Below are 14,424 nucleotides of genomic sequence, written 5' to 3' on the forward strand. Positions count from 1 at the left end.
GTGGATGACCGGGCACCGTGTGCTCGCCTGGCGGCGTGCGATTACATGTTGAGCTGACGCTTGTCGACGGCCAGCGCGGCTTCGCGCATCACTTCCGACATCGACGGGTGCGGGTGGCAGATGCGGCCGATGTCTTCCGACGCAGCCTTGAACTCCATCGCCACCACAGCTTCGGCGATCAGGTCCGACGCGTTGGCGCCGATCACGTGCACGCCCAGGATCTCATCGGTCTTCGCATCGGCGATGACCTTGACGAAGCCATCGGATGCGCCCATGCCCAGCGCACGGCCGTTGGCCATGAACGGGAACTGGCCGGCCTTGATCTCGCGGCCCTCGGCCTTGAGCTGCTGCTCCGTCTTGCCGACCCATGCGATTTCCGGGTACGTGTAGATGACCCACGGAATGCAGTTGTAGTCGATGTGGGGCTTCTGGCCGACGATGCGCTCGGCGACCGCCACGCCTTCGTCTTCAGCCTTGTGCGCCAGCATCGGGCCGCGCACCACGTCACCGATCGCCCACACGTTGGGCAGCTTGGTCGCGCAGTGGTCGTCCACCTCGATGAAGCCGCGTTGGTCCGTCGCCAGGCCGATCGCTTCCAGACCCAGGTTGTCGGTGTTCGGCACGCGGCCGATCGAGACGATCAGCTTGTCGCACTCCAGCACCTGCGCAGCGCCGGCGGCGTCGGTGTAGTTGACCTTCACGCCCTTGGCGGAGGATTCGATCTCGCCAACCTTCACGCCGACGTTGATCTTCAGGCCCTGCTTGGTCAGCAGCTTGTTGGCTTCCTTGGCTACGGATTCGTCCGCCGCACCGAGGAAGCTCGGCAGCGCTTCGAGGATCGTCACTTCGGCACCCAGACGGCGCCACACCGAGCCCAGCTCCAGGCCGATCACGCCAGCGCCGATCACGCCCAGCTTCTTCGGCACTTCGGCAAACTTCAACGCGCCTTCGTTGTCGGCGATGGTCACGTTGTCCACCGGCACGTTCGGCAGGTGGCGCGCCTTCGAGCCCGTGGCGATGATCACGTGCTTGGCAGTCACGACTTCCGTGCCGGCCTTGCCCGCGATCTCGACCTGGTAGCCGGCGTCGGTCTTGCCGACGAACTTGCCGTAGCCCTTGAGCAGCGTCACCTTGTTCTTGCGGAACAGGAACTCGATGCCCTTGGTCATCTTGCCGACGATGTCGTCCTTGCGCTTGAGCATCTTGGCCACGTCGACCTTGACGCCGTCCACCGTGATGCCGTGGTCGGCCAGGTGGTGGTTCACGTTCTCGAATTCTTCGGACGAGGCCAGCAGCGCCTTGGACGGAATACAGCCCACGTTCAGGCACGTGCCGCCCAGACGCGGCTCGCTCTTCGGATCGTCATAGGCGTTGCCTTCGCAGCACGCCACGTTCAGGCCCAGCTGGCCAGCGCGGATGGCGGCGATGTAGCCGCCGGGGCCGGCGCCGATCACCAGCACGTCAAATTGTTTGCTCATGGAGAAATCCTTTGGTCCGTCGTTTCCACTCAAGCGGAAACGTCAACAATCGGTTTCAACCTGTTCACGTCCGTTGCGAGCGGCCCGAAGTTGATCCGAGACGTGCAACCGTACATGGGTACGGTGAACATCGCAGGTTCAAGATCGGGTCGCGCAACAGGACCGTGGGCAGGTTTACAGATCCAGCAGCAGGCGGGCCGGGTCTTCCAGCGCTTCCTTCATCGCCACCAGGCCCAGCACGGCTTCGCGGCCGTCGATGATGCGGTGGTCGTACGACATGGCGAGGTAGTTGATCGGACGGATCACGACCTGGCCGTTCTCGACCACCGGGCGCTCCTTGGTAGCGTGCACGCCCAGGATGGCCGATTGCGGCGGGTTGATGATCGGGGTGGAGAGCATCGAGCCGAACGTACCGCCGTTCGAGATCGAGAACGTGCCGCCGGTCAGGTCGTCCAGCGTCAGCTTGCCGTCCTTGGCCTTCTGGCCGAATTCGGCGATCTTCTTTTCGATGTCGGCCAGGCTCATCTGGTCGGCATTGCGCAGGATGGGCACCACCAGGCCGCGCGGCGAGCCGACCGCGATACCGATGTCGAAATAGCCGTGGTAGACGATGTCGTTGCCGTCCACCGAGGCGTTGAGGATCGGGTACTTCTTCAGCGCGTGGACAGCCGCCTTCACGAAGAACGACATGAAGCCCAGCTTCACGCCGTGGGTCTTCTCGAACTGGTCCTTGAACTTGGCTCGCAGGTCCATCACCGGCTTCATGTTGACTTCGTTGAAGGTGGTGAGGATTGCGTTGGTCGACTGCGACTGGATCAGGCGCTCGGCAATACGGGCGCGCAGGCGGCTCATCGGCACGCGCTCTTCCGGACGGTCGCCCAGGGCAGCGAAGTCCACGGGCGCGGCCACTTGCTGCAGCGCCGGACGTGCGGCTTGCGGAGCCGCGGCAGCAGCCGGCTTGGCGCCACCGGCCACGGCACCCAGCACGTCGCCCTTGGTGATGCGGCCATCGCGGCCCGTGCCGGCCACCTGGCCAGCCGACAGGTTGTTCTCGGCCATCAGCTTGGCGGCCGACGGCATGGCCACGCCACCCGTGGCTGCGGCAGCCGGTGCCGGCGCAGCGGCGGCCGGAGCCGGTGCAGCTGCTGCAGGCGCCGGTGCGGCGGCGGCCGGGGCGGCAGCGCCAGCCTTGCCTTCGGTGTCGATCTTGGCCAGCAGCTGCTCCGACGTGACGGTCGCGCCGTCCGCCACCAGCACCTCGGCCAGCACGCCAGCGGCCGGCGCCGGCACTTCCAGCACGACCTTGTCGGTTTCGACTTCGATCAGGATTTCGTCCTGGGCCACGGCTTCGCCCGGCTTCTTCTTCCAGGAGATCAGCGTGCCTTCTTCAACGGACTCGGAAAACTGCGGGACCTTGACATCAACGATAGCCATTTCAGTGGTTCCTTGGATTCATGTGCGCGCGCTCGATTGCATTTGCGACGCGGCGCTTCTATTCGGTAAACGGTGAAATCGGGAGCGGAGATGCGCCAAGGCGACAGCCGAAGCTGCCGCCCTGGTGCGCGCGTCGCTTACTTGGTCAGCACGAAGCCCTTGAGCTTGGCGAATGCTGCGTCGATCAGCGCCTTCTGCTGCTCGTTGTGCTTCGCGTAGTACCCCACTGCCGGCGATGCAGAGGCCGGGCGGCCCGCGTAGCCCAGCTTCTGACCTTCTGTCATGTTTTCCATGATGTAGTGCTGCACGAAGAACCAGGCGCCCTGGTTCTGCGGCTCGTCCTGGCACCACACCACCTCGGTCAGGTTCGGGTATTTTTTCAGCTCAGCCGCGAACGCCTTGTGCGGGAACGGATAGAGCTGTTCCACGCGGATGATCGCGGTGTCGGTCAGGCCACGCTCCTTGCGGGCGTTGACGAGGTCGTAGTAGACCTTGCCCGAGCATGCGACCACGCGCTTGACCTTGGCCGCGTTCAGGTCTTCGGCCGTGTCGCCGATGACCGTCTCGAAGTGGCCCTTGGCCAGGTCCGACAGCGGCGAGACGGCATCCTTGCTGCGCAGCAGCGACTTCGGCGTCAGGATGATCAGCGGCTTGCGGAACAGGCGGATCATCTGGCGACGCAGCAGGTGGAAAATCTGCGCCGGCGTGGTCGGCTGCACCACTTGCATGTTGTGGTCTGCGCAGAGCTGCAGGTAGCGCTCCAGGCGCGCCGAGCTGTGCTCCGGGCCTTGGCCTTCATAGCCGTGCGGGAGCATCAGCGTCAGGCCCGAGGCGCGGCCCCACTTCACTTCACCCGACGAGATGAACTGGTCGATGACGACCTGCGCACCGTTGGCGAAGTCACCGAACTGGGCTTCCCAGATGACGAGTGCATTCGGCTCGGCCGTCGAGTAGCCGTACTCGAAGCCCATCACGGCTTCTTCGGACAGCACCGAGTCGATCACGGTGAACGGTGCCTGGTTGTCCGACACATTCTGCAGCGGGACGTACGTACCGGCATCCCAGCGCTCGCGGTTCTGGTCGTGCAGCACAGCGTGGCGGTGCGTGAACGTACCGCGGCCGGCATCCTGGCCGGTGATGCGCACCGGGTAGCCCGATGCCACCAGCGACGCAAAGGCGAGGTGTTCGCCCATGCCCCAGTCCAGCGGCAGCTCGCCCTTGCCCATCTTGGCGCGGTTGTTGACGACGTTCTCCACCAGCGGGTGCAGCTTGAACTGCTCGGGGATCGTGGTGATGCGCTCGGCCAGGCGCTTCAGCTCGGCCATCGGCACGGCGGTGTCGGCGGCATCCGTCCACTTGCGGTTCAGGAACGGCATCCAGTCCACGGCGAACTTGTTCTTGAAGTTCGACAGGACCGGGTCGACCGTGTGCTTGCCGGCGTCCATGGCGGCGCGGTATTCCTGCACCAGCGCGTCCGGCTCTTCCGGCTTCAGCGTGTTCTGCGTGACGAGCTTGTCTGCGTACAGCTTGCGCGTGCCGGGGTGCTGGCCGATCTTCTTGTACATCAGCGGCTGCGTCATTGCCGGCGTGTCCTGCTCGTTGTGGCCGAGCTTGCGGTAGCAGATGATGTCGACCGCCACGTCCTTCTTGAACTCGGTGCGGAAGTCGATGGCCAGTTGCATGGCCAGCACGACGGCTTCCGGATCGTCGCCGTTCACGTGCAGCACCGGCGCCTCGATCATCTTGACGACGTCGGTGCAGTACAGCGTCGAGCGCGAATCGCGCGGGTCCGACGTCGTGAAACCGATCTGGTTATTGATGACGATGTGGATCGTGCCGCCCGTGCCGTAACCGCGCGTCTGGGCGAGGTTCAGCGTTTCCATCACGACGCCTTGGCCGGCGAAGGCCGCGTCACCGTGCACCTGCACGGCCAGCACCTGCTCGCCGGTCTTGTCGCCGCGGCGCTCCTGGCGCGCCTTGACGGAGCCTTCCACGACAGGGTTGACGATTTCCAGGTGCGACGGGTTGAACGCCAGCGACAGGTGCACGGGGCCGCCCGGCGTGGTCACGTCGCTCGAGAAGCCCTTGTGGTACTTCACGTCGCCGGCCGGCAAGTCGTCCACGTGCTTGCCTTCGAATTCGGCAAACAGGTCGGCCGGCATCTTGCCGAGCGTGTTGACCAGCACGTTCAGACGGCCGCGGTGGGCCATGCCGATGACGATTTCCTGAACGCCCTTGGCACCGGCGTGCTGGATCAGTTCGTCCATCGCCGCGATGAAGCTCTCGCCGCCTTCGAGCGAGAAGCGCTTCTGGCCGACGTACTTGGTATGGAGGAAGCGCTCGAGGCCTTCGGCGGCCGTCAGGCGTTCCAGGATGTGCTTCTTCTTTTCAGCCGAGAAGGTCGGCTTGGAGCGGATCGACTCCAGGCGCTCCTGCCACCAGCGCTTCTGCGCCTGGTCGCTGATGTACATGAACTCGGCGCCAATGGAGCCGCAGTAGGTTTCGCGCAGGTTGTTGATCAGCTCGCGCAGGCTCATCGACTCCTTGCCGAAATACGTGTTGCTGGCATTGAAGATGATGTCCTGGTCGGCTTCGGTAAAGCCGTAGAAAGCGGGGTCGAGGTCCGGAACCGGCGGGCGCTCCTGGCGCTTGAGCGGATCCAGGTCGGCCCAGCGCAGGCCCACGTTGCGGTACGCGGCAACCAGCTGCGTCGCGGCCACGCGCTTGCGGCCCATGTCGGAGTCGGCAGAGGCGACGATCGTGCGGATCGGGCCTTGCTTGGCGCGCTCGGCAAACGACGTGATGATCGGGGCGTGGGGGATATCCCGGGCGTTCGAGCCGTCGACGGCGGGGACGTTCTGCAGCGCATCGAAATAGGCGCGCAGTGCCTCGCTAACGGACGTGGGATCTTGCAGATACGCTTCGTACTGGTCTTCAACGTAGGCGGCATTGCCACCGGACAGGTACGAGGTGTCCAGGTACTGCTTGTACAGCTCAGTCATGGGGCGCTCACTTTTCTCCGGGTCTGCCGGAGTTCAGCGGGTTCATCAACCTTCCGCGACACGGCTTGACCGGTTAGCGGATCGCAAACTTTGAATCGCCTGAAATCACCTGGTCGGACCGGATCTCGCGTGGCGGGAAGGAGGGACCGAGACAGCTTTTACAGACAAGTTGTGCGGGAAGGACCTAAGTCTTCACGGACAGGAAGCATAGCACGTTTATGATCAATATTCCGGTTCTTTGACGCGTCAATGAAACGTTGCTTTATCGCGTCGAAAGCATGACTTTGATCACATTCCGGCCGGCGAGATGCGGTCCACCCAATCGGTGATCAATCCGTCCAGTCCGGCGCTCCACAGCCGCTGCGCGCGGTCGACGTCGTTGACGGTGTAGCAACAGACGCGGAAGCCTGCCGCGTGGGCCTGCGCGATGATCTCCGGCGTCAGTTCGCGGTGGTTGGCGTCGAGCGCCACGCAATCGAGGGCACGCAGGCGAGCCAGCCAATCCGCTGGCAGCTTGTCGAGCAGCAGCGCACGCGGCAGTTCCGGCGCGGCATCGCGCGCGGCGGCCAACGCCTCTTCCGAGAATGACGACAGCAGCGGCGGCACGTCCGCGCCCGCCCACAGCGCGCGGGCATCGAGCGCAACCGCCGCCCCCGTGCGCCATTCCGCGCCCGGCACCGGCTTGATCTCGATGTTGGCGAGCAAGCCGTTGGCGCGCAGATAGCGTGCGATGGCCGCAAGCGTCGGCACCGGCTCGCCGGCGTAGGCAGCGCTATGCCAGCCGCCGGCGTCCAGCTGGACGATCTGGTCGAGCGTGAACGCATCGAGCCGGCCGGTGCCGCTGGTCGTGCGATCCAGCGTCGCGTCGTGCAACAGCACCGCAACGCCGTCGCCCGACAGCTTCACGTCGAACTCGAACATGCGGTAGCCGAAGGAGGCGCCGTGGCGGAACGCGGCCAGCGTGTTTTCCGGCGCGAGCTTGCCTGCGCCACGGTGCGCGATCGCGCGCGGATACGACCAAGCCGGCAAGGGGCGCACGTCGCTCATGCCAGGGCCTCGATGCGGCGCGTCGTCTGCGGGTCGAACCAGTGCAGGTGATCGGCCGAGGCCGTGATCGGCAGCTTGTCGCCTGCCTTCACCGTCGCGTGCGGTTCCAGGCGCACGACGATCGGGTGCCCGGCCAGGGAGCCGTACGCGAACGCATCGGCGCCCAGCGCTTCCACCACGCGCACATCGACGAAGGCGATGGCCTGATCCGCCGAGCATGGCTCGATATGCTCCGGACGCAGGCCCATCAGCGCACGCTCGGGCAGGTGCAAGCCCATCGGCAGGTGGCCCAGCGTTGCCGCGGCATCACCCTCCTTCGCGCCATCCACGCGGATCTGCGTGCCGCCGCCGGCATGGCGTGACACGGGCACCAGGTTCATCGGCGGCGAACCGATGAAGCCTGCCACGAACGTGCTCGCGGGGCGCGAATACACCTCCAGCGGCGTGCCGATCTGCTCGACGCGGCCAGCGTTGAGCACCATCATGCGGTCGGCCAGCGTCATGGCTTCGACCTGGTCGTGCGTGACGTACAGGCTGGTGGTGCGCAGGCGGCGGTGAAGCTCCTTGAGCTCCAGGCGCATCTGCACGCGCAGCTTGGCGTCGAGGTTGGAGAGTGGCTCGTCGAACAGAAACACCGCCGGCTCACGCACGATCGCACGGCCCATGGCCACACGCTGGCGCTGGCCGCCAGAGAGCTGCCGCGGCTTGCGATCGAGGAGCTTGCCAAGTTCGAGAATGCCCGCGGCCTGCTCCACACGGGCTTGAATATCGGCCTTGGGCAAGCCGCGGATCTTCAGCCCGTATGCCATGTTGTCGAACACGCTCATGTGCGGATACAGCGCGTAGTTCTGGAACACCATCGCGATGTCGCGCTCGGCCGGTTCCAGTTCGTTGACCACGCGGTCGCCGATCCACACCTCGCCGCCGGTGATGGGCTCCAGGCCCGCCACCATGCGCAGGAGCGTGGACTTGCCGCAGCCCGAGGGGCCGACGATGACGATGAATTCACCATCGCCGATTTCCATGTCGATGCCGTGCACGACCTGGAGGTTGGCGTAGTGCTTCTGGACGTTGCGTAGAGACAGTTTTGCCATCTTGAGTCTTCGATTCTCTTATTTCTCGGTTTCCACCAGGCCCTTCACAAACCACCGCTGCATGCCGATCACCACGGCCGCAGGCGGCAGCATGGCGAGCATCACGACGGCCATTAGCAGGTTCCAGTCGGTGGCGGAATCGCCGGAGCGCGAGATCATCTGCGTCACGCCCAGCACGATCGGCGTCATGTTCTTTTCCGTCGTGATGAGCAGCGGCCAGAGGTACTGGTTCCAGCCGTAGATGAACTGGATCACGAACAGCGCCGCGATGCTCGTGCGCGAGAGCGGCAGGACCACGTCCCAGAAGAACTTGAGCGGGCCGGCGCCGTCGATGCGCGCGGCTTCTGCAAGCTCGTCCGGAATGGTGAGGAAGAACTGCCGGAACAGGAACGTGGCCGTCGCCGATGCGATGATCGGAATCGTCAGGCCGAAGTAGCTGTTCAGCATGCCGAGGTCGGACACGACCTTGTATGTCGGCAGGATGCGCACTTCCACCGGCAGCATCAGCGTGACGAAGATCAGCCAGAAGAAGGTCTTGCGCAGCGGAAAGCGGAAGTAGACGATCGCGAAGGCGGAGATGATGGAGATCGCGATCTTCCCGAGCGAGATGCCCAGCGCCATGATGAGGCTGTTCATCAGCATGGTGCCGACCGGCGTGGCGGAGTTGCCCATGCCGTGCGTGAGCACTTCGCGGTAGTTGTCGATGAGGTGCGGACCGGGAATCAGCGTCATCGGCGCCTGCAGCACGTCTTCGGCCGTCAGCGACGAGGCGACGAAGACCACATACACCGGAAACGCCACGACGATCACGCCCAGGATCAGCACGACGTGGGTGAGGAAGTCCAGGAATGGACGGCGTTCGATCATGAAGTGTGCCCTCCTTTCAGTATTGGACTTTGCGTTCAACGTAGCGGAACTGCACGATCGTCAGCACGATCACCAGCACCATCAGGATCACCGACTGCGCCGCCGAGCCACCGATGTCCAGCCCGCGCACGCCGTCCTGGTACACCTTGAAGACGAGCGTCTCGGTCGCCTTGAACGGGCCGCCCTGCGTGACCGAATCGATGATGGCGAAGGTATCGAAGAACGCATACACGACGTTTACGACCATCAGGAAGAACGTGGTCGGCGAGAGCAGCGGAAAGATGATCGACCAGAAGCGCCTCCATGGCCCGGCACCGTCGATGGCCGCTGCCTCGATCAGCGATTTGGGGATGCTCTGCAGCCCGGCCAGGAAGAACAGGAAGTTGTAGCTGATCTGCTTCCACGCCGCGATGATGACCACGAGCAGCAGCGCCTGGTTGCCGTTGAGCACGAAGTTCCAGTCCACGCCCATCTTGCGGATGACGAGCGACACGATCCCCAGCGACGGGTTGAACAGGAAGCTCCAGAGCACGCCCGCCACGGCCGGCGCAATCGCATACGGCCAGATCAGCAGCGTCTTGTAAAACGTGGCGCCACGCAGCGCGCGGTCGGCAAAGTACGCCAGCGCCAGCGAGGTCCCGAGCCCGACCAGCGTCACGCCGATGGCAAACACCGCCGTGGTCTTGAACGAGCCGAGATAGTTCGGGTCGGCAATGAGGTCGTGGAAGTTCTCCAGCCCGACAAACTCGAGGTTGATGCCGAAGGCGTCCTGGCGCAGCAGCGACTGATACAGCGCCTGCCCTGCGGGCCAGAAGAAGAACACCAGGGTGATGACGATCTGCGGGGCCACCAGCGCATACGGCAGCCAGCGCGATCGGAAAACGACGCGTTTTTCCATGCGACATTCCAAAAACGCACCGCCGGCCTGCTGCTAGCAAGGCCGGCGGTTGACGACAAGCGCAGGGCTGCGCTTATTCCTTGACGGTCTTCTCGAAGCGGGCGAGCAGCTCGTTGCCGCGGGCAACGGCTGCGTCCAGCGCTTCCTTCGGCTGCTTCTTGCCGGCCCAGACGGCTTCCAGCTCCTCGTCGATCACCTGACGGATCTGAGGGAAATTGCCCAGGCGGATGCCGCGCGACTTGTCGGTCGTCTTGACGATCATCTGTTTGACGGCTACGTCGGCGCCGGGATTCTTGTCGTAGTAGCCCGACTTCTTCGTCAGCTCATACGCTTCCAGCGTCACGGGCAGATAGCCCGTCGACTGGTGCCAGTCGGCTTGCACTTCCGGACGGGACAGGTACGTGAAGAATTTCGCCACGCCCTTGTACTCCTCGGCCTTGTGGCCGCCCATCACCCACAGCGAAGCGCCGCCGATGATCGTGTTCTGCGGGGCACCCGCCACGCCGGCTTCGTACGGAAGCGGCGCGGGGCTGAAGCTGAACTTGGCGTTCTTGCGGATGTTCGCCAGCGCCGCGGACGAACCCGTGTGCATAGCGCACTCGCCGGCGATGAACTTCGCCTTCGGCTCGTCCTTGCGGCCGGCGTAGGTGAAGTAGCCCTTCTTCTGCATGTCCAGCAGGTTCTCGATGTGCTTGATCTGCACCGGCCCGTTGAAGTTCAGGCGAGCCTTTGCACCACCAAAGCCGTTGTTCTCCGTGGCGAACGACACGTTGTGCCACGCCGAGAAGCTCTCCAGATGCACCCACGACTGCCAGTCCGTCGTGTAGCCGCAGGAGTAGCCGGCCGCCTTCAGCTTGGCTGCGTCGATGGCCACTTCCTGCCACGTTGCGGGCGGCTTGTTGGGGTCAAGGCCGGCCTTCTTGAAGGCGTCCTTGTTGTAATACATGATCGTCGTCGAGCTGTTGAACGGGAACGACAGCATCTCGCCCTTGTTCGACGTGTAATAACCCGCCACGGCCGGCACGTAGGCCTTCGGGTCGAACTTCTCGCCGGCGTCCTTCATGATCTTGGCGACCGGCACGATGGCGCCCTTGGCGTTCATCATCGTTGCGGTACCGACCTCGAACACCTGCAGGATGGCCGGTGCATTGCCGGCGCGGAAGGCCGCGATGCCCGCAGCCAGCGATTCATCGTACTGGCCCTTGTAGACCGGCACGACCTTGTAGTCGGACTGGCTCGCGTTGAACTTGTTGGCGATCTCATTCACCTTGTCGTTCAAGGCGCCTTCCATCGAATGCCACCACTGGATTTCCGTCACTGCGTACGCGCCTTGCGCAAACGTACACGCGGCCAGCACTGCCGCCGCCCCCGCAATCCTTTTGATCGTCATTGTTTCTCCTGTATTACGACGTTCTGGCGGGCTGCCTCGCTCCGCCCCACGGCGCGCCGACTCTAAACGAACGGTCGGACACTTTTATGACAGCGGGATGTTACGTCTCTTTCTGTCACAAAGACATCGGGAAATCCCTCCAAAGCTTGCCGACAAAGCGCCGTTAGAATGGATTGAAGGCAATCTTTCCCCGCTTTTTTTGCACTTGCAGCATGCTCGCTCCGCCCACCACACCTGCCGCCCCCGACTCGCCTGAAACCGCGCCGGTCCTTGCCGTACGGCGCGTTCCGCTACCGCTGCGCCAGCTTCCCGATGATGCACTGCGCAATATCGTCGGCGTCTTCACCGACGTGGACGGCACGCTGACAACGCGGGGCAAGCTCCCCGCGCTGACGTACTCCGCGCTCGAGCGACTGCACCGCGCCGGCATCAAGGTTGTACCTGTGACGGGGCGTTCGATCGCGTGGTGCGAGGTCATTGCGCGGCTGTGGCCCGTCGATGCGGTGATCGGCGAGAACGGCGCGTTCGCCATGCGCGTCGATTCGCGCGGGCACCTCGCCACCGATTTCGTCGACGATGCCCAGACGCGCGCACGCAATCTCGAGCGCATCCGCGAGGTGGGCGCGGAGATCCGGCGCGCGGTACCGGGCTCGGCGCTGGCGTCGGACCAGGCGTGGCATGCCGCGGATCTCGCCGTCGACCATGCGGAGCAAGTCCCGCCGCTGCCCCCGCACGCCGTGCAGCACATCGTCGACATCATGCGCACGCACGGCATGCATGCAACGGTGAGCTCGATCCACGTCAACGGCTGGTTCGGCAAGCACGACAAGCTCAGCGCCAGTGTGTCGCTCGCGCGCCGCGCATTCGGCATGGACCTGCACGTCGAGCGCGAACGCTGGGTGTTCGTGGGCGACTCGGCCAACGATGCGGCGATGTTCGAGTTCTTTCCGCTCTCGGTGGGCGTGGCCAACGTGGTCGACGTGATGGATCACCTGCCGATGCCGCCCGCCTACCTCACCGTGGCCGAAGGCGGCGGCGGTTTCGCTGAAGTGGCGGAGCGCATTCTTGCCGCTCGGCCGCCATCCCTGCCCGCGCCGCGCGCCTGACCACTCCTGCGTTCCCTGCCGCACGCGGCACGGTGCTTGCGCCGAAATTGGGCGTTGCACCGCTTTGCATCACGTGACAGCCTCACAACGGTGCAGACGGCGGCAGCGCCCTTTCAACGTCCCGACAGGAGGTTCCCCATGCAAACCCAGGAACTGCGGCAGCGGTTCGAACACGCTGAGAACACCATCGCCGAACTCGCACGGACGTGCTCCACGCACCAGGACGTGCCACAGTCGCTGAAGCAGTCGATCCAGGAACTGGACCAGCAAGCCCGCGAGTGTCACTCGCGTGTGCAGGACGGCAACGAGCAGACGTTCATTGAGGCGGTCGACAAGCTCGAGGCCTGCTCCGACCGCGCCAAGATGGCCTGCCAGAACGCCAGCAACGTCGACCAGACCGTGCAGTCCGCGGTGATGCGCACGCACCAGGAACTCTCGCAGCTCAAGCACAGCCTGCATTGAGCGCCCGACGGCATTCACGCAAAAAAAGAGGCGGATTCCCTCATCGGAAATCCGCCCAATCCCAATCGCCAAGCTCGACGATATTCAGCGCAGCCGGCTTCGATGATGCTTCAGTCGAAGCCGAGCTCCTGCAACTTGCGTGTGATGGTGTTGCGCCCGATGCCCAGGCGCGTCGCGGCTTCAACGCGGCGGCCGCGCGTGACGCCAAGGGCCGCCTCCAGGATGGCCTTCTCGAAGCGGCGCGTGAGGAGATCCATCACGTCGGGCTGACCGGCCTCCAGCATGGCCTTGGCTTCGCCGGCCAAGGCGCGCTCCCAACCCGCCGTCGACGAGGCGCCCGCGGCGACGGTGGTCGTCAGCACGTCGCTGGCCGCAGTCGCGCCATACGGCTCGTGCGACGGCTCGCTGACGAAGACCGGCCGTGCCGCGCCCTCGCCCGTGGCAGGCAGCATCTGCGCGCTGCCGCGCACCAAGTCCGCCGGCAGGTCCTTGATCTCGATCATCTGCGCCGGCGCCATCACGGTCAGCCAGTTGCAGAGGTTTTCCAGCTGGCGCACGTTGCCCGGAAACGGCAGCGTCGCGATATGCGCCAGCGCCTCATCCGACATGCGCTTGGGCTCGACGCCCAGCTCCTTTGCGCTCTTCTGCAGAAAATGGCGCGCGAGCAGCGTGATGTCTTCCGGGCGCTCACGCAGGGCCGGCAGGCGCAGGCGGATCACGTTGAGGCGGTGGAACAAGTCCTCGCGGAACAGGCCGTCCTTGACGCGCGTCTCCAGGTTCTGGTGCGTGGCCGCGATGACGCGCACGTTGGCCTTGAGCGGATTGTGGCCGCCGACGCGATAGAAATGCCCGTCCGAGAGCACGCGCAGCAAGCGCGTCTGCAGGTCGAAAGGCATGTCGCCGATTTCGTCGAGGAAGAGCGTGCCACCCTCCGCTTGCTCGAAGCGACCGCGGCGCATGGTCTGCGCGCCGGTAAAGGCGCCGCGCTCGTGGCCGAACAGCTCGGACTCGAGCAGGTCTTTCGGGATCGCGGCAGTGTTCAGCGCGATGAAGGGGCCGCTCGCCCGCGGGCTGTGCTTGTGCAGCGCGCGCGCCACCAGCTCCTTGCCCGTGCCCGATTCGCCGGTGATCAGCACGGTCACATTCGATTGCGACAGCCGGCCGATCGCCCGGAACACATCCTGCATGGCCGGCGCCTGGCCCAGGATCTCGGGTGCATCGCCGAGGCGGTCGTCGATCTCTTCCTCGCGCAGGCTTTCTTCCAGCGCGCGCCGGATGAGCTCGACCGCGCGGTCCACGTCGAACGGCTTGGCGAGGTATTCGAACGCCCCGCCCTGGAACGCTGCGACGGCGCTGTCCAGATCGGAATACGCCGTCATGATGATCACGGGCAGCCCCGGGTGCCTCGCGCGGATGGTCTGCAGCAGATCGAGCCCCGAGCCACCCGGCATGCGTACGTCGGAGATCAGGACTTGCGGCGTCTCTTCATCGAGCGCATTGAGCGCATCGCGCACGTTGGTGAAGCTGCGCGAGAGCAAGCTCTCACGCGCGAGCGCTTTTTCGAGGACCCAGCGGATGGATTGATCGTCGTCGACTATCCAGATTGGCTTCATGTGTTGGTTCGTCTGCTTGACTTCGTCTCGCCT

At 64.6% G+C, this 14,424-nt stretch carries 11 protein-coding genes; 2 read left to right on the forward strand and 9 right to left on the reverse strand.

Going from position 1 to position 14,424, the window contains the following annotated elements:
- Positions 1-41 precede the first annotated feature (41 nt).
- From lpdA to ugpB, 8 genes are all read right to left on the reverse strand, one after another.
- Positions 42-1,478, reverse strand: coding sequence for a dihydrolipoyl dehydrogenase (gene lpdA, locus A6M56_RS14495; RefSeq protein ID WP_045786637.1), 1,437 nt, complete (start codon positions 1,476-1,478; stop codon positions 42-44).
- 174 nt (positions 1,479-1,652) lie between these two features.
- Positions 1,653-2,912 (reverse strand): 2-oxoglutarate dehydrogenase complex dihydrolipoyllysine-residue succinyltransferase, encoded by a 1,260-nt coding sequence (gene odhB, locus A6M56_RS14500; protein WP_045786636.1) that lies wholly within the window; start codon positions 2,910-2,912, stop codon positions 1,653-1,655.
- 137 nt (positions 2,913-3,049) lie between these two features.
- The gene (locus A6M56_RS14505) at positions 3,050-5,914 is read right to left on the reverse strand and encodes a 2-oxoglutarate dehydrogenase E1 component (RefSeq protein ID WP_082062819.1); all 2,865 of its coding nucleotides are present in this window, start codon (positions 5,912-5,914) and stop codon (positions 3,050-3,052) included.
- Between the two features lie 288 nt (positions 5,915-6,202).
- Positions 6,203-6,961: a glycerophosphodiester phosphodiesterase gene (gene ugpQ, locus A6M56_RS14510; RefSeq protein ID WP_102079690.1), complete on the reverse strand. Its 759-nt coding sequence runs from the start codon at positions 6,959-6,961 to the stop codon at positions 6,203-6,205.
- Positions 6,958-8,055 carry a sn-glycerol-3-phosphate import ATP-binding protein UgpC gene (locus A6M56_RS14515; RefSeq protein WP_045786634.1) on the reverse strand — a complete coding sequence of 366 codons (1,098 nt, stop codon included), beginning with the start codon at positions 8,053-8,055 and terminating at the stop codon, positions 6,958-6,960. The genes ugpQ and A6M56_RS14515 overlap by 4 nt, the downstream gene beginning before the upstream one ends.
- An 18-nt stretch (positions 8,056-8,073) precedes the next feature.
- Positions 8,074-8,922: a sn-glycerol-3-phosphate ABC transporter permease UgpE gene (gene ugpE / locus A6M56_RS14520; RefSeq protein WP_102079689.1), complete on the reverse strand. Its 849-nt coding sequence runs from the start codon at positions 8,920-8,922 to the stop codon at positions 8,074-8,076.
- A 16-nt stretch (positions 8,923-8,938) separates the two neighbouring features.
- Entirely contained in the window at positions 8,939-9,820 is an 882-nt protein-coding gene (gene ugpA / locus A6M56_RS14525; RefSeq protein ID WP_102079688.1) for a sn-glycerol-3-phosphate ABC transporter permease UgpA, read from the reverse strand.
- 73 nt (positions 9,821-9,893) lie between these two features.
- Positions 9,894-11,210: a sn-glycerol-3-phosphate ABC transporter substrate-binding protein UgpB gene (gene ugpB, locus A6M56_RS14530; protein WP_062737531.1), complete on the reverse strand. Its 1,317-nt coding sequence runs from the start codon at positions 11,208-11,210 to the stop codon at positions 9,894-9,896.
- Between the two features lie 212 nt (positions 11,211-11,422).
- On the opposite strand from ugpB, the gene A6M56_RS14535 reads away from it, so the two are divergent.
- Positions 11,423-12,316, forward strand: a complete 894-nt coding sequence (locus A6M56_RS14535) for an HAD family hydrolase (RefSeq protein ID WP_045786630.1) — start codon at positions 11,423-11,425, stop codon at positions 12,314-12,316.
- Positions 12,317-12,454: 138 nt separating this feature from the next.
- A complete protein-coding gene (locus tag A6M56_RS14540; RefSeq protein WP_045786629.1) occupies positions 12,455-12,778 on the forward strand; it encodes a hypothetical protein in 324 nt (107 codons plus the stop codon).
- Between the two features lie 110 nt (positions 12,779-12,888).
- On the opposite strand, the gene ntrC is transcribed toward A6M56_RS14540, so the two are convergent.
- Positions 12,889-14,391 carry a nitrogen regulation protein NR(I) gene (ntrC, locus tag A6M56_RS14545; RefSeq protein ID WP_045786628.1) on the reverse strand — a complete coding sequence of 501 codons (1,503 nt, stop codon included), beginning with the start codon at positions 14,389-14,391 and terminating at the stop codon, positions 12,889-12,891.
- Positions 14,392-14,424: the final 33 nt, after the last annotated feature.

The organism is Ralstonia sp. RL (genome assembly GCF_001683835.1).
In the GTDB taxonomy this organism is placed as follows: Bacteria; Pseudomonadota; Gammaproteobacteria; order Burkholderiales; family Burkholderiaceae; genus Ralstonia; species Ralstonia mannitolilytica.